At 57.8% G+C, this 19,819-nt stretch carries 19 protein-coding genes; 3 read left to right on the forward strand and 16 right to left on the reverse strand.

Annotation, left to right across the window (positions count from 1 at the left end):
• Position 1: 1 nt before the first annotated feature.
• From ACR0I7_RS07275 to scpA, 4 genes are all read right to left on the reverse strand, one after another.
• On the reverse strand, positions 2 to 682 hold the full coding sequence (locus tag ACR0I7_RS07275) for a TerB family tellurite resistance protein (protein ID WP_480509551.1): 681 nt from the start codon (positions 680 to 682) through the stop codon (positions 2 to 4).
• Positions 683 to 727: 45 nt separating this feature from the next.
• The gene (locus tag ACR0I7_RS07280) at positions 728 to 1,216 is read right to left on the reverse strand and encodes an N-acetyltransferase family protein (protein ID WP_480509552.1); all 489 of its coding nucleotides are present in this window, start codon (positions 1,214 to 1,216) and stop codon (positions 728 to 730) included.
• Positions 1,213 to 1,812: a VOC family protein gene (locus ACR0I7_RS07285; RefSeq protein ID WP_480509553.1), complete on the reverse strand. Its 600-nt coding sequence runs from the start codon at positions 1,810 to 1,812 to the stop codon at positions 1,213 to 1,215. The genes ACR0I7_RS07280 and ACR0I7_RS07285 overlap by 4 nt, the downstream gene beginning before the upstream one ends.
• A 110-nt stretch (positions 1,813 to 1,922) precedes the next feature.
• Positions 1,923 to 4,049, reverse strand: coding sequence for a methylmalonyl-CoA mutase (gene scpA, locus ACR0I7_RS07290; protein ID WP_480509554.1), 2,127 nt, complete (start codon positions 4,047 to 4,049; stop codon positions 1,923 to 1,925).
• Positions 4,050 to 4,238: 189 nt separating this feature from the next.
• Here scpA and ACR0I7_RS07295 point away from each other — a divergent pair, with 189 nt between their 5' ends.
• Positions 4,239 to 4,685: a DUF4174 domain-containing protein gene (locus ACR0I7_RS07295; RefSeq protein WP_480509555.1), complete on the forward strand. Its 447-nt coding sequence runs from the start codon at positions 4,239 to 4,241 to the stop codon at positions 4,683 to 4,685.
• 118 nt (positions 4,686 to 4,803) lie between these two features.
• On the opposite strand, the gene ACR0I7_RS07300 is transcribed toward ACR0I7_RS07295, so the two are convergent.
• The 6 genes from ACR0I7_RS07300 to ACR0I7_RS07325 form a co-directional block, all read right to left on the reverse strand.
• The gene (locus ACR0I7_RS07300) at positions 4,804 to 5,685 is read right to left on the reverse strand and encodes a hypothetical protein (protein ID WP_480509556.1); all 882 of its coding nucleotides are present in this window, start codon (positions 5,683 to 5,685) and stop codon (positions 4,804 to 4,806) included.
• 4 nt (positions 5,686 to 5,689) lie between these two features.
• Positions 5,690 to 7,735: an ATP-binding protein gene (locus ACR0I7_RS07305; protein WP_480509557.1), complete on the reverse strand. Its 2,046-nt coding sequence runs from the start codon at positions 7,733 to 7,735 to the stop codon at positions 5,690 to 5,692.
• Positions 7,736 to 7,851: 116 nt separating this feature from the next.
• The gene (locus ACR0I7_RS07310) at positions 7,852 to 8,055 is read right to left on the reverse strand and encodes a hypothetical protein (protein WP_480509558.1); all 204 of its coding nucleotides are present in this window, start codon (positions 8,053 to 8,055) and stop codon (positions 7,852 to 7,854) included.
• A 466-nt stretch (positions 8,056 to 8,521) separates the two neighbouring features.
• Positions 8,522 to 8,881, reverse strand: a complete 360-nt coding sequence (locus ACR0I7_RS07315; protein ID WP_480509559.1) for a hypothetical protein — start codon at positions 8,879 to 8,881, stop codon at positions 8,522 to 8,524.
• A gap of 136 nt (positions 8,882 to 9,017) precedes the next feature.
• A complete protein-coding gene (locus ACR0I7_RS07320; protein ID WP_480509560.1) occupies positions 9,018 to 9,485 on the reverse strand; it encodes a DUF6497 family protein in 468 nt (155 codons plus the stop codon).
• 18 nt (positions 9,486 to 9,503) lie between these two features.
• A complete protein-coding gene (locus ACR0I7_RS07325; RefSeq protein ID WP_480509561.1) occupies positions 9,504 to 11,036 on the reverse strand; it encodes an acyl-CoA carboxylase subunit beta in 1,533 nt (510 codons plus the stop codon).
• Between the two features lie 181 nt (positions 11,037 to 11,217).
• Between ACR0I7_RS07325 and ACR0I7_RS07330 the strand changes: the two genes are divergently transcribed.
• Together ACR0I7_RS07330 and ACR0I7_RS07335 are read left to right on the forward strand one after the other, a co-directional pair.
• Complete coding sequence (locus tag ACR0I7_RS07330; protein WP_480509562.1) at positions 11,218 to 12,423, forward strand: multidrug effflux MFS transporter; 1,206 nt, start codon at positions 11,218 to 11,220, stop codon at positions 12,421 to 12,423.
• Positions 12,424 to 12,487: 64 nt separating this feature from the next.
• Complete coding sequence (locus ACR0I7_RS07335) at positions 12,488 to 13,888, forward strand: helix-turn-helix domain-containing protein (protein WP_480509563.1); 1,401 nt, start codon at positions 12,488 to 12,490, stop codon at positions 13,886 to 13,888.
• Between the two features lie 36 nt (positions 13,889 to 13,924).
• Here ACR0I7_RS07335 and ACR0I7_RS07340 read toward each other — a convergent pair whose 3' ends face one another.
• The 6 genes from ACR0I7_RS07340 to ACR0I7_RS07365 form a co-directional block, all read right to left on the reverse strand.
• A complete protein-coding gene (locus tag ACR0I7_RS07340) occupies positions 13,925 to 14,164 on the reverse strand; it encodes an HP1242/YdcH family protein (RefSeq protein WP_480509564.1) in 240 nt (79 codons plus the stop codon).
• 121 nt (positions 14,165 to 14,285) lie between these two features.
• Complete coding sequence (betA, locus tag ACR0I7_RS07345; RefSeq protein ID WP_480509565.1) at positions 14,286 to 15,944, reverse strand: choline dehydrogenase; 1,659 nt, start codon at positions 15,942 to 15,944, stop codon at positions 14,286 to 14,288.
• Positions 15,945 to 16,019: 75 nt separating this feature from the next.
• A complete protein-coding gene (gene betC / locus ACR0I7_RS07350; protein WP_480509566.1) occupies positions 16,020 to 17,528 on the reverse strand; it encodes a choline-sulfatase in 1,509 nt (502 codons plus the stop codon).
• Positions 17,525 to 18,097, reverse strand: coding sequence for a choline-binding transcriptional repressor BetI (gene betI, locus ACR0I7_RS07355; RefSeq protein ID WP_480509567.1), 573 nt, complete (start codon positions 18,095 to 18,097; stop codon positions 17,525 to 17,527). The genes betC and betI overlap by 4 nt, the downstream gene beginning before the upstream one ends.
• Positions 18,098 to 18,186: 89 nt before the next feature.
• Positions 18,187 to 19,098: a DMT family transporter gene (locus ACR0I7_RS07360; RefSeq protein WP_480509568.1), complete on the reverse strand. Its 912-nt coding sequence runs from the start codon at positions 19,096 to 19,098 to the stop codon at positions 18,187 to 18,189.
• 39 nt (positions 19,099 to 19,137) lie between these two features.
• On the reverse strand, positions 19,138 to 19,737 hold the full coding sequence (locus tag ACR0I7_RS07365) for a LysE/ArgO family amino acid transporter (protein WP_480509569.1): 600 nt from the start codon (positions 19,735 to 19,737) through the stop codon (positions 19,138 to 19,140).
• Positions 19,738 to 19,819 lie beyond the last annotated feature (82 nt).

Genomic DNA, 19,819 nt, shown 5'->3' on the forward strand with positions numbered 1-19,819 from the left:
CTCAGACCCTTGCGCCGTTGATTTCGTCCCAGGCCCGGTTGATATCGATCATTCGCTTTTCTGCCAGCCGAATCGCCTCTTCCGGGACGCCCCGCGCCATCATCGCATCGGGATGGGTGTCGCGCACAAGCTGTCGCCATATTTTGCGAATCTCGGTCATCGGCATATCGTGCGTCACACCAAGAACCGTATAGGGATCTTTGGGCGCGTCCGGGACAAAGCGCGCGCGCAGCGCCATGAACTGCGCATCCGTCTGGCCGAATATGCGGCTGACATCTTCAAGGAACTCATTTTCGTTCGGGTGATAAAACCCATCCGCCATCGCGATGTGGAACAGCCCCTCCATAAGATCGCAGAGCGTGGTACTGTCATCCGAGAACATGCCCGCGATCTTGCGGGCATATTCCTGATATCCGGCCACATCCGTCCGCGCCATGTCAAAGACACGGGCAGCCCCATCCTCATCATCGCGCGCGATCTGAAAAACTTCGCGGAAGGCAGTCACCTCGTCGCGCGTCACCTGCCCGTCGGCTTTGGCCATCTTGGCCCCAAGCGCAATAACCGCAATTGCAAAGGCAACGGTACGCTCGGGCGGGCTGCGCAACTTTTCAAAAACAGCAGCAAGGCTTTCACCTTGGGCAAGCGCACTCAGCGCATCAGATATCCGGGTCCAGATCGACATATGCGCACCCTAGCGCGGGTGCAGGCGACTGTCAGGTGCGACCAATCATTCCGGCGCAAGAATTTTTTGCATCAATACCAGGTCCAGCCATTGCCCCCATTTCTGACCAACCTCGGGCATGCGCCCAACCTCGGAAAACCCAAGCGCCGCATGAAACGCAATCGCATCGGGGTTGGCCGAGGACACGCCCGCAACCAAAACATGCACCCCATCGGAAATCGCCACCTTTTCCAGCGCCTCCATCAAGGCACGTCCATCCCCTTTACCCCGCGCGCCTGGCAGCAACTGAATTGAGTGCTCGCGACTATGGGTATATCCCGGCCCGTCCCGAAACGGTGCATAGGTTGCAAATCCGGTTACCTGCCCGTCGCGCTCGGCCACCAAAAACCGCGGGCCGCGCCTTTGGATATCTGCGGCAATAGCCGAGGCATCGCGCTCATTCGTGGTGAAGGTGACCAGAGTATCGCGAATGATTGCGTTGGTGATCGCAGCCACCGCCGAGGCATCGCCAGCGGTGGCGGGCCGGATGATCATTCCAGCACGCGGGGTCCGCTTGGCGTATCAAACTCGGCTAGCATTCCAGCTGGACCGGTGTCGAACGCCACACCGTCGAGCGGGCCGAGTATTTTGGCCAGATCCAGCGCATCAGGGTGAAAAATCACCAGGCGGCGCAGCCGGCAGCCGCTGGCCTGAAGCATCTGTGCAGGGTGCAGATCACCCTGCCATTCTATGAGCGCAGGAAAGAGATTATCGAAGGGCAACCGCCCCGAAGGTGGAACCGCCATGCGCCACCGCAACGCGCCGCGTTCCAGATCAATGGCCTCTGCGCCGCTGGGGATCGCGGCCAGCTCTGCCTCGATATCATCAACGCGACAGATCCAATTTGTCAGGCGCGGGGGGCCTGAGAACCGATCCAGATCGAACCAGCGCGGAAATTCTGGCGCGGGTGCGGCGGGATCAACGGCGATGGCCTCGAGATACAGCCCATCGGCCAGCCCGAGAAGCCGGTTATGTGTGCTGAACTTCGCGTGTTTGCCCCCCGCTTGCAGTTTCACGCCCAATGCGTCTTCGATATGGGCGGCGGCGGCGTCCAGCGTTTCACCCGCCACTGCCAAATGATCCAGTATCATACGCATTCTCCCCGAGCAGTCGATCAAAGCAAAAGCAGCGCGCGTCTGCACGCTGCTTTTGTCGTAATCTTCGCCGAAACGCCCTGAATGGCAAGGGCGTCACCTTTTCCTCAGCTGCGGGCTTCGCCGATCAGCCGCAGGATATCCTGTGCGGCCTCCGGAATGTTCGTGCCCGGCCCAAAGATCGCCTTGACCCCGTGATCGTAGAGGAACTGGTAATCCTGCTGTGGGATCACACCGCCGCAGATGACGATAATGTCTTCAGCACCGGCTTTTTTAAGTTCTTCGACCAGTTGCGGGGCCAGCGTTTTGTGGCCCGCGGCCTGCGAGGAGATACCGATGACGTGGACGTCATTGTCCACGGCGTCCTGCGCGGCCTCAGCCGGGGTTTGGAACAAGGGGCCCACATCCACATCGAAACCGATATCTGCAAAGGCCGTGGCGATAACCTTGGCCCCGCGGTCATGCCCGTCCTGACCCATTTTGACCACCAGCAGACGCGGGCGGCGGCCTTCGGCTTCGGCAAAATCCTCGATGGATTTCTGGATCGCGGCAAAGCCTTCGTCGCCCTCGTAAGCGGCGCCATAGACACCGGCCAGCGTTTTCACTTCGGCGCGATGACGGCCGAATTCCTTTTCCATTGCCATACTGATCTCTCCTACCGATGCGCGCGCGCGCGCCGCTTCGACCGCTGCGGCAAGCAGATTGCCGTCTTCGCGCGCCACGCGCGTCAGTTCGTCCAGTGCCGCCTGACAGGCTGCTTCATCCCGCGTGGCGCGAATGCGTTCCAGCCGCGCCACCTGCGCCTCGCGCACAGCGACATTGTCCACGTCCAGAATATCGATCGGGTCTTCCTGTTCCTTGCGGTATTTGTTTACCCCGACGATGACCTCATCACCCCGGTCAATCATGGCTTGACGACGGGCTGCACTTTCTTCGATGCGCAGCTTGGGCATGCCCGAGGCGACGGCCTTGGTCATGCCGCCCATCTCTTCGACCTCTTCCATCAGGGCCCAGGCTTTCTCGATCAGCTCATTGGTCAGGCTTTCGACGTAGTAAGAGCCAGCCAGCGGATCGACCACGTTGGTCACGCCGGTTTCCTCTTGCAGTACCAGCTGGGTGTTGCGCGCGATACGGGCCGAGAAATCGGTGGGCAGCGCAATCGCCTCGTCCAGCGCGTTGGTGTGCAACGACTGGGTGCCGCCCAAAACCGCGCTCATCGCCTCATAGGCGGTGCGGATCACGTTGTTATAGGGGTCCTGTTCCTGCAAGCTGACGCCCGAGGTCTGGCAATGAGTCCGCAGCATTTTTGAGCGTTCGGACTTGGCCCCAAACTCGGTCATCACGCGATGCCACAACGTGCGGGCGGCGCGCAACTTGGCTATTTCCATGAAGAAATTCATGCCGATGGCAAAGAAGAACGACAAACGGCCCGCGAATTTATCCACGTCCATACCCGCGTTCAGCGCGGCGCGCACATATTCGCGCCCATCCGCGATGGTATAGGCCAGCTCCTGCACGAGGTTCGCGCCGGCCTCCTGCATGTGGTAGCCCGAGATCGAGATCGAGTTGAACTTGGGCATCTCGTTCGAGGTATAGTCAATGATGTTCGAGATAATCCGCATCGACGGCTCGGGCGGGTAGATATAGGTGTTGCGCACCATGAACTCTTTCAGAATGTCATTCTGAATGGTGCCCGCCAGCACGGACTTGTCATGCCCCTGCTCTTCGCCCGCCACAATGAAATTCGCCAGAATCGGGATCACGGCACCGTTCATGGTCATCGAGACCGAAACCTTATCCAGCGGTATGCCGTCGAACAGGATTTTCATATCCTCAACGCTATCGATGGCCACGCCTGCCTTACCGACATCGCCGACAACGCGGGGATGGTCACTGTCATAACCCCGGTGTGTTGCCAGATCGAAGGCGACCGAGACCCCCTGCTGACCTGCCGCCAGGTTACGGCGGTAGAATGCATTGGATTCTTCGGCCGTCGAAAACCCGGCATATTGGCGGATGGTCCAAGGACGCCCGGCATACATCGTCGCCTTGACGCCTCGTGTAAACGGACCAAATCCCGGCAGCGAGCCCATATGGGGCAATTCGGCTGTATCTTCCTGCGTATACAGTGGCTTGACGTCGATTCCTTCGATCGTATGCGTCGTCAGATCATCCAAAGGACGCCCGCGCAGCTCTTTCTCGGCCAGCGCGCGCCAGTTCTTTGTGTCGGTCATAGCGTCTTCCTTCTTTCAATTCGGAGGGCTGCAGGGGGTCGCCCTGCCAGCATCGTGTTCGGAAACGTTGGTTTGCGCCGCGCAATCGGCCAGTTGCCGGCGTCTGAACGCAAAAATTTGACATCCGCGCGCATTTCGCCGGTCGCATTCGCCCGCACAGAGGCTATATTCAACCTGACAGGAGGCCTTATGACACGCACGCTTGCCTTTGTTTTTTCTGCACTAATACCGCTGGCCGCATTGGCTGCTGACGGCGCGGCCACGGAAGAAGAGGTTTTCGTCCAGCCCGTTGAAGACAGCGATCTGAGCGATTTTCTGTGGACCCATCGACCCATCGTGGTGTTTGCCGACACACCGGCAGACCCCAGATTCCAACAACAGATCGATATGCTGCTGGATGGCGAAGCCATGATGCGCGACCGGGATGTGATCGTTCTGACCGATACCGATCCGTCGGCACGGTCCTCCATCCGGTCCAAACTGCGCCCGCGCGGGTTCCAGATGGTGTTTGTGGACAAGGACGGCGTGGTGAAGCTGCGCAAACCGTCCCCCTGGAGCGTTCGCGAGATTAGTCGGTCCATAGACAAAACACCGCTGCGCGAGCGTGAAATCCGCGAACGACGCGAGGGTGGTTGAGCCACAGGCCCCTTGTGAAATGCCCTGCATTCACCTATATTTAAGGCAGACGGGGCATACGGCCCTGTAAGCAACCCAGGAAAGGAAGACCGAATGGAAAAGGATCCCAACATTCCGTTCACTCCGATCCCTGTGACAGGTCGGACCGGGCCGCGGCCTGGTTATTGATACGCTCGGCCAGTGCCTGAGCGGCCTCCGGGCCTTTTTCCGCATATTCCTTGATCAAACCCAACGCGTATTGACCCATGGTGAACGCGTTTTTTCGCATTTCGAAATAGTCCTGATACATCAGGATTCTGCGGTCCTGTTTCATCGCGGGGCTGCGAAAGGCCTCGCCCCGCATGTCTTCGGCCAAGGCAGTCATAGATTTGATCTGACTGTAATAGGCCACGACCGCATCGATGGTGACGCGGGGTAGAACCTCAATCTCTCCGACCAGTGATTCGTATAAGAAATCGTGGTGCTCGCGCGGGATGAAGGGAATGAACTTCTTGCTGGCCTGCATTTTCGCGACAATGCCTGCCGCTTCCGTTTCGGCTTCGCCATCGTCCCAAAGGGTCTGCAGCGTATATCCGATCTCGGCATAGAGCGCCTTGTGATAGTCGCGCAGCTTTTCCGCCTTGGCCCGCTTGCGTTCTAACTCGGCAAAAACCGCCGTGGTCAGCCAACCGGTTGCAATCACCAACCCGGCAATAATCGCCTGCCACAGCCTGATTTCGATGTCATAGAACTGTGACAAAACCAGCAGAGGCGCGCCAAGAACTGCAAGCACAGGCAGCGCGATAGAAAACAGAAACTTAAAGATGACCGTATGCGTAACCTGCGTATCGTCGCCCGTGTGATGCAAATACAACCACCCGCAGGCACTGAGCACAGCAATCAAAAGCGCAACGGATGGCCCCCTGTCCAATGGCACGCCGAGCATCAGGACCGACAGTGCAAGAAACACTGCAGCCGCGCCGCCCACCCAGGCCAACAAGGTCGCCATCCGTTGCTGCATGGATTTATTCAAACTCCATGATCACATCGTCCACCGCTAAGCTGTCGCCCGGACCGGCGTTGACCTTGGACACAACGCCTTTCTTCTCGGCGCGCAGAATGTTTTCCATTTTCATCGCCTCAACGGTGCAGAGCGCCTGCCCTTCCTGCACTTCCTGACCAACCTCAACATCCACTTTGACGATGAGGCCCGGCATCGGGCACAGCAGCATTTTGGACGTATCGGGTGGCAGTTTTTCCGGCATCAGCTTCGCAAGCTCAGCCTGGCGCGGGCGGCGCACATGAACCTTGAGGTCCGCCCCGCGATTGCGAATACGGAAACCGCCCGAGACCTTGCCCACCTTCAACACCAACGGGGCGTCTTCGACATCCAGAACCGCCAGCTGATCGCCGGGGGTCCAGTCAGACGCAACACGCAGGGTCGAGCCATCCTCGAACGCCACTGTCGAACCTTCTTTGTCAGCGTTGACCTGAACCGCAAAGTCCTGTCCCTGCAGCGACACGACCCAGCGCTTGCCTACTTTGCGTTCGTGATTATCCATCCGGCCTGAAACACGGGTGCGTCTGATTTCGGCAACGCGGTGCATCGCAGCACATGAGGCCGCAATCCGGCGCAACTCGGCCTCGGGCAGCTCGACGCCATCGAACCCGTCTGGGTATTCCTCGGCGATGAAAGCGGTCGTCATATCACCGCTGACAAATTTCGGATGGTCCATCACCGCTGACAGGAACGGCAGGTTGTGACCAATCCCTTCGACCTCAAAACTGTCCAGCGCAACGCGCATTGCTTCAATCGCCTGTTCGCGGGTTGGGGCCCAGGTACACAGCTTGGCAATCATCGGGTCATAATACATGCTGATCTCGCCGCCCTCATAGACGCCGGTATCGTTGCGCACGGCTGCATCGCCGCTGGGGGCCTGACCTTGCCATTTCTCGTTGACCAAGAGCGGCCCGGCAGCGATTTCCTGCGGCGGGCGATAGCGCGTCAGACGGCCGATCGACGGCAAAAAGTTGCGGTACGGATCCTCTGCATACAGACGATTTTCAATGGCCCAACCGGTCAGGGTGACGTCATCCTGCGTGATCGTCAGCTTTTCGCCATTGGCCACGCGGATCATCTGTTCGACCAGATCGACACCGGTGATCAGCTCGGTCACCGGGTGTTCCACCTGCAAGCGGGTGTTCATCTCAAGGAAATAGAAGTTCTTTTCGCCGTCCACGATGAATTCTACCGTTCCGGCACTGGCATAGCCCACGGCTTTGGCCAACGCGACTGCCTGTTCGCCCATGGCCTTGCGGGTCTCTGGATCCAGGAAGGGCGACGGTGCCTCTTCGACCACTTTCTGGTTCCGGCGCTGGATCGAGCATTCACGCTCGCCCAGATAGATGCCGTTGCCGTGGCTGTCGCACAGGACCTGGATTTCAATATGGCGCGGCTGGGTCACGAACTTCTCGATAAAGATACGATCATCCCCGAACGAGTTCGCCGCCTCGTTCTTGGACGACTGGAAGCCTTCGCGCGCCTCTTCATCGTTCCATGCGATCCGCATGCCTTTGCCACCGCCACCGGCGCTCGCCTTGATCATCACCGGATAACCGATCTCGTTCGAGATCTTCACCGCCTCGTCCGCGTCTTCGATCAGCCCCATATAACCGGGCACCGTCGACACTCCGGCCTCTTGCGCGATTTTCTTCGAGGTGATCTTGTCACCCATCGCCTCAATCGCGCCCTTCGGAGGGCCGACAAAGGCGACGCCTTCGGCCTCAAGTGCCTCAGCGAATTTGGCGTTTTCAGACAGGAAGCCATAGCCCGGGTGAACCGCCTGCGCGCCGCTCTGGCGAATTGCATCCATCACCTTGTCGATCACGATATAAGACTGGTTTGCCGGCGGCGGACCGATATGCAACGCTTCATCGGCCATCTCCACGTGCAGCGCCTGCCGGTCTGCATCTGAATAGATGGCAACCGTGCCGATTCCCATCTTTCGCGCCGTTTTGATAACCCGGCAGGCGATCTCGCCCCGGTTGGCGATCAGAATCTTATTGAACATGGAGCGTCCTTTGTCTTGGTGTTCTGGAAACGCAAAACGCCGCCCCGGGGACAATTCCCCAAGACGGCGCATTACGTGATGACGACCGAGGCGACACGCGCCCCGAGATATCAGCGTTAGTTACAGTTGTGCTGGGTCCTGCAGTACAGAACGTTGCCTGCGGCACCGACCGCCGCGCCCAGCAGCGGATCGGCACTGAGAACCGCCGCCCCCACTGCGCCGGCACCACCGCCCAACAGCGCTTGTTCGCCCGTTGTGTCACCGCAGGCGGTAAGGCCTGCGCAGGTTGCTGCAACAAGGATGAGTTGTGAGAATCGCATTTTTTCTGCCCTTTTTGATATCGTGATCCTGTTGCTATCAGATGGGCCGAACCTAGCCTGTTATTCAATATCAATGGGTATTGGCGGACAAAATGTGCAGATTTTTGCCTTTTTATGATCACTTTAATCAAAAAGAAAAACGCGGGCGAGGCTATGTGGGAAACACAAGCCCGCCCGCGGAAGGAAGGGGTACGGAATAGTAGGTGCACGTGCGACGCAGGCAAAGTAGAGCCGCACAGCTCAACCACATTGCACAGCACAATCTTCACCGCCAACCAGACATTGTTTCCACTTGAATTTCCGGCTGAATCCTGCCCATCCAGCAAAAACCCGCGCAAAAATGCGCCGAAATCCGGCGGGTTAGCCTCAATTTCACTCAGGCAGCGTGCTTCTGACGGCAAAGCCGCCACAGGGAAATTGCCGATATGACGCGGGTTGTGCGCCCTGATATGAGGCATGAGAGTCGTCACCCCCGACCTGACCGATCAAAAACATCGGGAAACGATTGGCGTGCAGTCTCAGGATCGATCACGAGCAAAGCATCATAACTGGCCGGGTCAAACGGGTCTTCGGCGGCAATGACCTCGCGTCCGAACAGCCAGCTCAGGCGTCCTGCATCCAGATTCCCCCGCTCAAAAGGTTGATCGCCGAAATGTTCCCACAGCGCCTCGAGAAAGGCTGCATCCGCGCGGCGATCCGGCGGCTTGCGATCACGGAACCGCTCTCGTTGAGTGATCGGCGTGACACCCTTTGGGTTGGCGCGACGGATGGTGAACTGGAAGTCTGTGCCGGGCAAACGCCCCGGAAAACCGCGATGTTTCAGCATATCCGCACCTCACCGTCCGAACCGTCGGAACGATGTTGAGCGCATTTCTCCGTTGGGAGTGGAATCCTCATGAGCATCTCCAAAACCGCATCAATCTGCATGAGCGGTGCAATGCCAGATGATAGCGCACGCGTCATCAGAATCCGTCCCAGATGCATTGGGAATGCTCCAATCGGTAAGACTCGAAGAACTGGGTGGCCTCGGGCGCAGAATTGCCAAATTCAACGGGGCGATCAGAAAACGAGATCACCACCCGCGCCGGTTCAAGCTGGTGCTTGTCGACATAGGGAACCGCAAGAACGTCACACAGATGGATCATGTCCGCCGAGGCCACATCATATCCGATCTTCCCGACGGTCGCGCCGATCTTCGGCGTGATGAACCGGAACCTGAGCCACAGCTCGCCAGGATTGTTGTCGAGTAACACATCGCTCAGCTCAACCGGCTGACCGGATGGCACCGGCAGGTTTTGCGCATGAGCGGCTGGCCCCGCGATAAAAACAAGCGCTCCCAATGCAAATGCGCGACCCCGGACCTGCCAAAGACAGGCTCCTCCGCCCGGGGCCGCACGCGCAAAGCCGCTGGCCCGCGCTATTCTATGCATGTGAACGCCATTCATTGCTTACAACGGAATATTGTCGTGCTTTTTCCAGGGGTTCTTCAGCTGCTTGTTCCGCAGGCTGGCGAAGGCCTTCGACACCCGGCGACGCGTCGACTGCGGCATGATCACCTCGTCGATAAAACCACGTTCAGCCGCGACAAACGGGTTAGCGAACCGGTCTTCGTAATCCTGCGCATGCTGCGCAATCTTGTCAGCATCGCCCAGATCGGCACGATGGATGATCTCGGTGGCACCTTTTGCGCCCATCACCGCAATCTCAGCGGTGGGCCAAGCATAATTGAAATCGCCACGCAGATGTTTTGACGCCATCACGTCATAGGCTCCGCCATAGGCCTTGCGTGTAATCACTGTCACCTTCGGCACGGTTGCTTCGCCATAGGCAAAGAGCAGCTTGGCCCCGTGTTTGATAACACCACCATATTCCTGCGAAGTCCCCGGCAAAAAGCCCGGCACATCAACAAAGGTCAGGATCGGAATTTCGAAGCAATCACAAAAACGCACAAACCGCGCAGCCTTACGACTGCTGTCGATATCCAGGCATCCGGCCAGAACCATCGGCTGATTGGCGACGATGCCAACGGTCTGCCCCTCAAGCCGGATGAACCCTGTGATGATGTTCTTAGCGTAGTCTTCCTGAATTTCGTAGAAATCGCCCTCATCTGCCACCTTGGTGATGAGTTCCTTCATGTCATAGGGCGTGTTCGGATTCTCTGGGATAAGCGTATCCAGCGAGGTTTCGATCCGGTCAGGTTCATCAAAGAAAGGGCGGACCGGCGGCTTTTCGCGGTTGTTCAGCGGCAGGAAGTCGACCAGACGACGCACTTCGGCCAGCGCTTCGACATCGTTCTCGAACGCCCCATCCGCCACCGAAGACTTCCTGGTATGGGTGGACGCGCCACCCAGTTCCTCAGCGGTCACGACCTCGTTGGTGACAGTTTTGACCACATCGGGGCCGGTCACAAACATGTACGAGCTGTCTTTGACCATAAAGATAAAGTCGGTCATTGCCGGGCTGTAAACCGCGCCGCCTGCACAAGGCCCCATGATCACGCTGATCTGGGGCACCACACCTGAGGCCATGATATTGCGCTGAAACACTTCGGCATAGCCCGCCAGCGAAGCCACGCCTTCCTGGATACGTGCGCCGCCCGAATCGTTGATACCGATCACAGGCGCACCGTTTTGCATCGCCATATCCATGATCTTGCAGATCTTCTGCGCATGCGTCTCGGACAGCGAGCCACCAAAGACGGTAAAGTCCTGCGAAAAGACATAGACCATGCGGCCGTTGATCGTTCCCCATCCCGTCACAACGCCATCACCTGCAGGCTTTTGGTTTTCCATACCAAAATCGGTACAGCGGTGACTGACGAACATGTCGAACTCTTCAAAACTGCCTTCATCGACCAGCAGCTCTATCCGTTCGCGCGCAGTCAGTTTGCCGCGGGCGTGCTGCGCATCAATACGCCGCTGGCCGCCACCCAGCCGTGCGGCTTCACGACGCTCTTCAAGCTCGGAAAGGATGTCCTTCATCACGATAGTCCTCTGTGAAATTTATCGGGACATTATAGACAGCGGTGATAGGTCCAAAGGCTTTTTCGGCAAATTTGCAAATTTCTGGCAACCATCAGGCAGAAAACTGCAAATCAGTTAATTAACACATTAATCCATCAATCTGATAGAAATTCCCGAAAGCAGCCCGTATGAGTGAACCATGCAGTTTAGTTCGCGCTCGATCGGGCAAACCCCACCTACAATCGCCACGCTGGTCCTGCTGTCAGGATTGTCGGCGCTGAACATGAATTTGTACCTGCCCAGCCTACCCCTTATGGCGGTCTATTTCGACGCAGACTATCGGGTGATGCAGCTCTCGATTGCACTATATCTGCTGGTGAACGCCGTGATGCAGATTCTGATTGGCCCGCTTGCCGACAAGGCCGGGCGGCGCCCCGTTCTGCTGTGGGGGTTGGCCCTGTTTCTGCTTGCTACGCTCGGCTGCATCTACGCCCCGAATGTCGAACTCTTTCTGTTCTTCAGAATGTGCCAGGCGGTCATCGTTGTCGGCATCGTCCTCAGCCGCGCCGCCGTGCGCGACATGTATGAACAGGATCAGGCCGCCTCCATGCTGGGCTATGTCACAATGGGCATGGCCGTTGTGCCAATGATTGGCCCCGCCATTGGCGGCCTGCTTGAGGAGAGCTTTGGCTGGAAAGCCAATTTCTGGCTGCCTTTTGCTTTCGCCGCGCTTACGCTTGCCTTGACCTACTCCGACTTTGGCGAAACCGCCGCAAAAAGCGGCAAGACGCTCATGCAGCAGTTCCGGGAATACCCTGCCTTGCTGACCTCGCCGCGGTTTTGGGGATATTCGCTGTCTTCGGCGCTGTCCTCTGGCGCATTCTTTGCCTATCTGGGCGGCGCTCCCTTTATTGGAACCGAAGTGTTTGGCCTGACCCCTGCCGAAGTTGGTTTCTATTTTGGGGCACCCGCCGTGGGGTACTTTTTCGGCAACTTTATCAGCGGTCGGTATTCGGCACGGTTCGGGGTCAATCGTATGGTTCTGTGGGGATGCTGGCTGAACGCATTGGGCGTGGCCATCTCGGCCGCCCTGTTCGCAGCGGGCTTTGGCACGGCGCTCAGCTTCTTTGGCTTTGTGACGGCTGTCGGCCTGGGCAACGGAATGTCGATCCCAAACGCAACCGCTGGGGCGCTGTCTGTGCGCCCCCACCTTGCCGGAACCGCATCCGGCCTGAGCGGTGCCATTATGTTGGGCGGCGGAGCGGCCCTCAGCGCGCTGGCTGGAGCATTACTGACCCGCGAAACAGGCGCAATGCCGTTGCTTTGGCTGATGCTCGCCACCGCGCTCCTGGCTATTGTTGCCATCAGCAGCGTCATCTGGCGCGAACGGCAACTGAACCTGTAGATCGCTTGCGCTCAGCAGTTTGCAAAGTTAGCCTACGAAATTAGGAAAACTGCAAAGAGTCATCATGGCCACCCAAAAACTCTATGCCGGCGCGAAACTGCGCGAAATGCGGACGCGCCTGACGCTGACGCAGAAAGAATTTGCTGCAAAATTAGGCGTTTCTCTGCCTTACCTCAACCAGATGGAAAACAACAATCGTCCGATTTCGACGACAGTTGTGCTGGCGCTGGCGCAGGAATTCGGAATGGACGTGACCGAGCTAAGCACCGGTGACAGCGAAAGGCTGGTCTCGGACATGCGCGAAGCGCTCGCCGATCCGGTGTTTGCGGACACCGTCCCACCGCTGGCTGATCTGCGACTTGCTGCATCCAATGCCCCGGCCCTTGCGCGGGCCTTTATCGAATTGCACAGAACCTATCGTCAGACCCATGAAAGACTGGCCTCTCTTGACGAGGCGCTGGGGCGCGAAGATGCCCATATGCAGGCCAGCCCCTGGGAAGAGGTGCGCGACTTTTTCCACTATTGCGACAACTACATTGATGCGGTTGACCGCGCGGCAGAACGGTTCGCTGCGCGGGCCGAAGAGCCGGGCGGCATCCGGCAAGCAGCGATCAGCAGCTTGTCTGAGAGAGGCATACAGGTCAGGTTTGACGATATGGAGACGATGCGCAGCTATGACGCTGACAGCAAAACACTGCGCCTGTCGTCGCGCGCTGCGCCTCAGACACAGGTTTTTCAGCTGCTGCTGCAGGTCGCCCTCATCAGTCAAGACAAGCTGCTTGAAGCGACGCTTGATTTTGCCCGTTTTCAGAGTGAGGAGGCTCGTTCGATCGCCAAAATCGGCCTCGCCAACTACTTCGCGGGTGCGTCCCTTATGCCCTACGCTGCTTTTCTTGAAGCCGCGCAAGAGGACCGGCACGATCTCGAGCTGCTTAGCAATCGCTTCGGCGCGTCTATCGAGCAGGTTGCACACCGTCTGTCGACCCTGCAACGGCCCGGAGCCAAAGGGATTCCGTTCTTCTTTGTCCGGGTGGATCAGGCTGGCACAATCACCAAACGTCACTCAGCCACACGGCTGCAATTCGCCCGCTTTGGTGGCGCATGCCCGCTATGGAACGTGCATCGTGCGTTTGAAACGCCCGGGCATTTCCTTTTGCAGCTGGCCGAAACACCCGACGGTGTAAGATACATTTCGATTGCCCGGGATATCTCAAAACCCGGCGGTTCATTCGGGGCACCGGTGCGGCGATATGCAATCGCACTGGGATGCGATGTGCGTCATGCCGAAGCGCTGGTCTATGCCGACAATCTGGATATCAGCAACGCCAGCGCCTATGAGCCCATCGGGATTTCCTGTCGCATCTGCGAGCGTCAGACCTGCCACCAGCGTTCTGTACCGCCGCTGGAGCGCCGCTTGACGATCGACACGCACACACGTGGCACATTACCCTATCAGGTGACCTGATGCGGCGGGCAGGCCAGCCCCGCCCGCAGGAAGCTGTCAGCTATTGGCAAGAATGGCCCAGATTTCATCCTTGAGCGAAGCCCGCTTTTTGCGCAGCTCAACCTCGGCCAGATCCTCCATTGGGGTCACGTTGGTTTCGGCCCGGTGCACCGCCCTGTTGACCTCATGATACGCGTCAGACAGGCGCGCGAAATGCGCGTTCGATTGCTTGAGCTGGCTCATGACATCAACTTTGTCCGGAAACTCCTCGGCCAGTTCGTGCGGGGTGTGAGACATTCCTGATCGCTCCTTGATCTATCGTTGCCTCTTAATTGCTACAGGCAATCCGACCCCTCATCTTTGATGCCGATCAAGCCCGCCAGGACCCAAAATAACAACCAACACGCAACGCACTGACCTAGCGCTGTGAAACGGCCCAGTTCGGATTAATCCATGGCTGCTCATTCGCCTTCGCCAGAGCATCTTTACCCAGAAGATGGTCAGAGATTTTCTCTCCCACCATAATCGACGGCGCGTTCAGATTGCCGTTGGTGATCTGAGGAAAGATCGAACTGTCAGCGACACGCAAACCATCAACGCCAATCACCCGACCCTCGGGATCAACCACCGCATTCTTGTCGTCCGCACGTCCCATCCGGCAGGTTCCGCAGGGGTGATACGCACTTTCGGCGTGTTCGGCGATGAAGTCGTTGAGCTCTTCATCTGTCTGGACCTGCGCGCCCGGCTGGATTTCCTTTCCGGCATAGGGTTTGAACGCGCCCTGCCCAAATATTTCGCGGCTCAGGCGAATGCAGGCGCGGAAATCTTCCCAGTCCTCTTCGTGGCTCATGTAGTTAAACTTGATGATCGGCGCATCCTGCGCCTTGGCCGACCGCAATGTAACCGCTCCGCGCGACGGCGAGCGCATGGGACCGACATGCGCCTGAAATCCATGACCCTCTGCGGCGGCTTGGCCGTCATAACGGACGGCGATCGGCAGGAAATGGTACTGAATATCGGGATATTCCACGCCCGGCTTAGACCGGATGAAAGCGGCGCTTTCGAACTGGTTCGACGCGCCCAGACCGGTTTTGGTAAATAGCCACTGCGCCCCGATCAACCCCTTGCTGATCAGGTTCCAGTGTTTGTAGAGCGTGATCGGTTGCAGGGATGCTTGCTGGATATACAGCTCCAGATGATCCTGCAGGTTGGCACCAACGCCCGGACGGTCGGCAACAGTATCGATCCCGTGTTCGGCCAGATGCGCGGCAGGGCCGATACCAGACATCATAAGCAGTTTTGGGGAGTTAATCGACGAGGCCGCGACCACCACCTCGCGTCGGGCGCGGATGATTTCGGTCTTGCCGCCCCGGATCAGTTCAACGCCGGTTGCGCGGCCGTCCTCAATGATAACGCGCGACGCAAGCCCGCGGACAATCTCGCAATTGTCGCGCTTCAGGGCGGGCTTGAGATAGGCATTGGCCGCCGACCAGCGCCGCCCTTTCCAGACGGTCTGCTCCATCGGGCCAAAGCCTTCCTGCTTTTCCCCATTGTAGTCACCGGTGACCTCATAGCCCGCCTGCCGCCCTGCATCGACAAAGGCCTGAAACAAGGGGTTGGCGCGCGGGCCGCGCGAGACATGCAGGGGGCCGTCGGTGCCGCGCCATGTCGGGTCGCCGCCATGGCCACCGTCATGCCATGTCTCCATGCGTTTGAAATAGGGCAGAACATCCGCGTAGGACCAGCCATCCGCGCCCATATCGGCCCAAGTGTCAAAATCGCGGGCGTGACCGCGTACATAAACCATGCCGTTGATCGAAGACGATCCACCAATCACCTTGCCTCTTGGGCATGCAAGCCTGCGGTTGTTCAAGTGCGGCTCAGGCTCGGACTGAAACCCCCAGTCGTATCGCGACATATTCATCGGATAGCTCAGCGCGGCAGGCATCTGAATGAACGGCCCAGCATCGGTACCGCCATATTCGATCACCAAAACCGAAGCCCCTGCCTCGCTCAGGCGATAGGCCATCGCACAGCCCGCAGAGCCCGCACCTACGATGACAAAATCTGCTTCCATTTCTTACGACTCCCGATCTCAGACGGTGGCGGCCAGTTGCGCACCCGATGGAATTATTCCTGATAGTTAAAGAGGTTACTCACCGCGTGGAAATCGCTGGCGGTCCTCTAGATTGTCCAGATTCATGTGGTTGCGCATATAGCGCTCTGACGCTTGCTGCAGCGGTTGGTAGTCCCATGGGTAATACCCGCCCTGCCGCAGCGCCTCGTAGACGACCCAACGCCGGGCCTGACTGGCGCGCACGTCAGCATCAAAACGATCCAGGTCCCAGCGGGCCTTGGACTTGGCGTTCAGAGTTTGCAGCGTGCCCGCATGTTCAGGCCGGTCAGCGAGGTTATTCAGCTCATGCGGATCAGCCTCAAGATCAAAAAGCTGATCCGGGTCAAGCGCACAGCGGTTATACTTCCACTTGCCATACCGCAGCGAAACCATGGGGGCATAAGACGCCTCAGCCGCATATTCCATCTTTACCGGCGCGGTCCGCTCTGTGCCATTCGCCAACGGCACAAGGTCTTCACCGTCTGTCCAGGGTGCGATTTCAGCCATATCCACGCCCGCAAGCGCACCGAGTGTCGGTGTCACATCGATCGTAGAAACCGGTACGTCAATACGACCAGCAGGCATGTTGGGGGCTGAGATCATTAACGGAACGCGTGCCGATCCCTCGTAGAAGTTCATTTTGAACCAAAGACCCCGTTCCCCCAACATATCCCCGTGATCCGAGACAAAGAGAATGATGGCTTCCTGCCGCGTGGTTTCCAACACCTCCAAAATCTCGCCAATCTTGTCGTCCAGATAAGAGATATTGGCGAAATAAGCGCGACGCGACTTGCGGATGTCTTCCTCGGTTATGTCAAAACTGCGCCAATCGTTTGCATCGAAAATACGCTTGGAATGCGGGTCTTGATTGTCATAGCCCAGATCAGAAACCTCGGGCAGAAGGCGCTCACAATCCTCGTACAAATCCCAGTACTTACGTCGTGCCACATATGGGTCATGGGGATGTGTGAAACTGACAGTCATGCTCCACGGACGTGCATCATTGCCGCGGGCCAGATCATAAAGCTTGGCTTTGGCATGATAAGCGACCTCGTCATCATACTCCATCTGATTGGAGATTTCAGCGACGCCCGCCCCCGTGACCGAGCCCATATTATGATACCACCAGTCGATCCGCTCACCTGGTTTGCGATAGTCAGGGGTCCAGCCAAAATCGGCTGGGTAAATGTCGGTTGTCAGACGGTCTTCAAACCCGTGCAACTGGTCGGGCCCGACAAAATGCATCTTACCCGAAAGGCAAGTGTAATATCCCGCGCGGCGCAGGTGGTGGGCATATGTCGGGATGTCGCTGCGAAACTCTGCAGCATTGTCGTAAACCCCCGTGCGCGACGGAAGCTGACCTGACATAAAACTAGCGCGACCCGGCGCACATAACGGCGAAGCGGTGTAGGCGTTGGCAAATCTTGTCGATCTCTCAGCCAGTTTCTTCAAATTCGGCGCGTGAAGCCAATTTGCAGGACCATCCGGAAAGAGGGTCCCGTTCAGCTGATCCACCATGAGGATCAGAATGTTAGGTTGTGTCATTTTTCAGCCTCAATTAACGTCGTCAAAACACGCATCGCGTGGTCAACAGCCAGTTGAGGTTCTTCCGGCGCACTAAGCGCAGCGCGGATGTAGAGACCATCAATAAGGGCAATCATATTTTCGGCAGCTTCGACCGGATCGTTTATGAGCGGGCGCAGTGCATCCACAAGGTTTGACCGAATACGCGCCTGGTAGATCTGCCAGAGGCGTAGTGCATCCTGATTGGTTTGCGCCAGCACATAGAAGGTCATCCAGGCCGCAATCACATCGGGGCTGAAACACGAGGGTGCAAAGCAGGCCCGAATGACCGCTTGGGCGCGTTCGGTCGGGGCCGCCACTTTCAGCTCGGCGCGCGCCTCATCTCCGAAATCGCTCAGGATCCGGCGCATAGCGGCCAAAAATATCTGATCCTTCCCGCCGAAATAGTGGTGCGCCAATGCGCTGGACATACCTGCGCGTTTGGCAATTTGACTGACGGTCACATCAAGGGATTTCTTCGAGCCCAGTTCGGCAATCGTTGCTTTGACGATTGCATCCCGCCGGATCGGCTCCATTCCGAGTTTTGGCATCGCCGCCCCCTCAACACAATCTAGTCTAAAGATGCTAAGAGGTTTTTATTGACTCGTCAATCAATAACACATCGACGGGCCTGATCTGTCTAGTCCAGCTTGGCGGCAACCGGGGGCTTCGTCAAGTTTCCCCGATTCAGCGCCGCTTCGCGCCACGCAATGAAGGTCACAGATGCAAGGATAACCGTGCCTCCTGCAATCACCCAAAGATCGATGCCCTCATGAAACACCACGACCCCAAGAATGGTCGCCCAAATCAACTGCAAAAAGGCGACGGGCTGTGTCACCGCAGCCGGCGCAGCCTGGAACGCCAATGTCATGAAGTAGTGCCCGGCGGTCGCAAAGCAGGCGACCAGAAAGAGCACGCCGATATCGCGCAGGCTGGGTGGCACCCAGACTGCAATGGCGAAAGGTATCAGAAATACGGTCGTCCAGATCGACAGATGAGCAACAACGACCGAAGGTCTGACATCTTTGACGACGGCCTTGGCCAAAAGATATGACCCCCCAAGTGTCAGCGACGTACCCAGCATCGCAATATGTCCGATCGAAACTTCTCGGAACCCAGGGCGCAGGATGATCATAACTCCGATCAATGCGACCAATACAGCTGCAATCCTGCGAAACGCAAGTTTCTCACCCAGGAATAGGGCGGCCCCGAGCGTCACATAAACCGGCGTCAGATAGTTCATCGCCGTGACTTCGGCCAATGGGATATGTGCCATCGCAAAGAACCACAGCATCACCGCAAAGGCGTGAACAACGCCGCGCAGCACAAAAAGCTTCAGATGGCGACCCGTCAGATGCGTGGCCATCAATACGCGCAGCGCCGGCAGCAGAAAAAGCAGGCCCAGCGCATAGCGTATGAAGGCAGCTTGAATGGGATCCATGGACGCGCCGAGGGATTTTACCAAGGCCGTCATCACCACAAAGGACAGCCCGGCGCAGAACATCCAGAACATGCCGATAAATGGGCGGGAGTGCTTATCGGTTGCAGCCATGTCATCGATTGAACACGGAAACGCCCGCGGGACAACCCTTCACATCGCAACTAACTTAGCCGCTATCGCCAACATGACGACGCCAATGATGACATCCAGCACTTGCCATGCGCGCGGACGTGCAAACACCGGCGACAAAATACTGGCCCCGTAGCCCAGTGAGAAAAAGAACACAAAGCTCGACGTTGCAGCGCCGATCCCAAAGCTGAGCCGATCCTCATATTGCGCCGAAATCGAACCGATCAGGACAACCGTATCCAGATAGACATGCGGATTGAGCCACGTGAACGCCAGTACGGTCAGCAGAACGGCCCGCATGCTCGAGCGCTGACCCTTCTCAACCGTCATCACCGCCCCGCCCTGCCAAGCTGCCCAGAAGCTGCGCAATCCGTACCACGTCAGAAAAAGCGCGCCCCCGTATCGCATCACGGTCTCAAACCATGGCGCGGCTTCTGCCAATGTTCCAAACCCGGCAACCCCAATCGCTATCAGGATCGCATCCGAGATGGCGCAAGTCAGGCACAGAACAAAGACATGTTCCCGACGCAGGCCCTGCCGCAACACAAACGCGTTTTGCGCACCGATGGCGAGGATAAGACTAAAGCCGAGGACGAAACCGGCGATAAGGGTGGTGGGCATGGCGACTCCTGTCGATTGCCATGTTGACTAAAGCGGCCCAGAGCATCTATCAAATTAAAGATATTTATCTGAATTAAGTTAA

It is taken from the genome of Ruegeria sp. AM1 (assembly GCF_056540745.1).

What these genes read in the sequence shown, in the direction of transcription:
- ACR0I7_RS07365 (WP_480509569.1), bottom strand. Translation starts at nt 19,737, where the DNA reads ATGCCCACCACCCTTATCGCCGGTTTCGTCCTCGGCTTTAGTCTTATC.
- betC (WP_480509566.1), bottom strand. Translation starts at nt 17,528, where the DNA reads ATGACACAACCTAACATTCTGATCCTCATGGTGGATCAGCTGAACGGG.
- ACR0I7_RS07315 (WP_480509559.1), bottom strand. Translation starts at nt 8,881, where the DNA reads ATGCTGAAACATCGCGGTTTTCCGGGGCGTTTGCCCGGCACAGACTTC.
- ACR0I7_RS07275 (WP_480509551.1), bottom strand. Translation starts at nt 682, where the DNA reads ATGTCGATCTGGACCCGGATATCTGATGCGCTGAGTGCGCTTGCCCAA.
- ACR0I7_RS07305 (WP_480509557.1), bottom strand. Translation starts at nt 7,735, where the DNA reads ATGTTCAATAAGATTCTGATCGCCAACCGGGGCGAGATCGCCTGCCGG.
- ACR0I7_RS07285 (WP_480509553.1), bottom strand. Translation starts at nt 1,812, where the DNA reads ATGATACTGGATCATTTGGCAGTGGCGGGTGAAACGCTGGACGCCGCC.
- ACR0I7_RS07335 (WP_480509563.1), top strand. Translation starts at nt 12,488, where the DNA reads ATGGCCACCCAAAAACTCTATGCCGGCGCGAAACTGCGCGAAATGCGG.
- ACR0I7_RS07325 (WP_480509561.1), bottom strand. Translation starts at nt 11,036, where the DNA reads ATGAAGGACATCCTTTCCGAGCTTGAAGAGCGTCGTGAAGCCGCACGG.
- ACR0I7_RS07310 (WP_480509558.1), bottom strand. Translation starts at nt 8,055, where the DNA reads ATGCGATTCTCACAACTCATCCTTGTTGCAGCAACCTGCGCAGGCCTT.
- ACR0I7_RS07295 (WP_480509555.1), top strand. Translation starts at nt 4,239, where the DNA reads ATGACACGCACGCTTGCCTTTGTTTTTTCTGCACTAATACCGCTGGCC.
- ACR0I7_RS07330 (WP_480509562.1), top strand. Translation starts at nt 11,218, where the DNA reads ATGCAGTTTAGTTCGCGCTCGATCGGGCAAACCCCACCTACAATCGCC.
- betA (WP_480509565.1), bottom strand. Translation starts at nt 15,944, where the DNA reads ATGGAAGCAGATTTTGTCATCGTAGGTGCGGGCTCTGCGGGCTGTGCG.
- ACR0I7_RS07300 (WP_480509556.1), bottom strand. Translation starts at nt 5,685, where the DNA reads ATGCAGCAACGGATGGCGACCTTGTTGGCCTGGGTGGGCGGCGCGGCT.
- ACR0I7_RS07280 (WP_480509552.1), bottom strand. Translation starts at nt 1,216, where the DNA reads ATGATCATCCGGCCCGCCACCGCTGGCGATGCCTCGGCGGTGGCTGCG.
- ACR0I7_RS07360 (WP_480509568.1), bottom strand. Translation starts at nt 19,098, where the DNA reads ATGGCTGCAACCGATAAGCACTCCCGCCCATTTATCGGCATGTTCTGG.
- scpA (WP_480509554.1), bottom strand. Translation starts at nt 4,049, where the DNA reads ATGACCGACACAAAGAACTGGCGCGCGCTGGCCGAGAAAGAGCTGCGC.
- betI (WP_480509567.1), bottom strand. Translation starts at nt 18,097, where the DNA reads ATGCCAAAACTCGGAATGGAGCCGATCCGGCGGGATGCAATCGTCAAA.
- ACR0I7_RS07340 (WP_480509564.1), bottom strand. Translation starts at nt 14,164, where the DNA reads ATGTCTCACACCCCGCACGAACTGGCCGAGGAGTTTCCGGACAAAGTT.
- ACR0I7_RS07320 (WP_480509560.1), bottom strand. Translation starts at nt 9,485, where the DNA reads ATGCATAGAATAGCGCGGGCCAGCGGCTTTGCGCGTGCGGCCCCGGGC.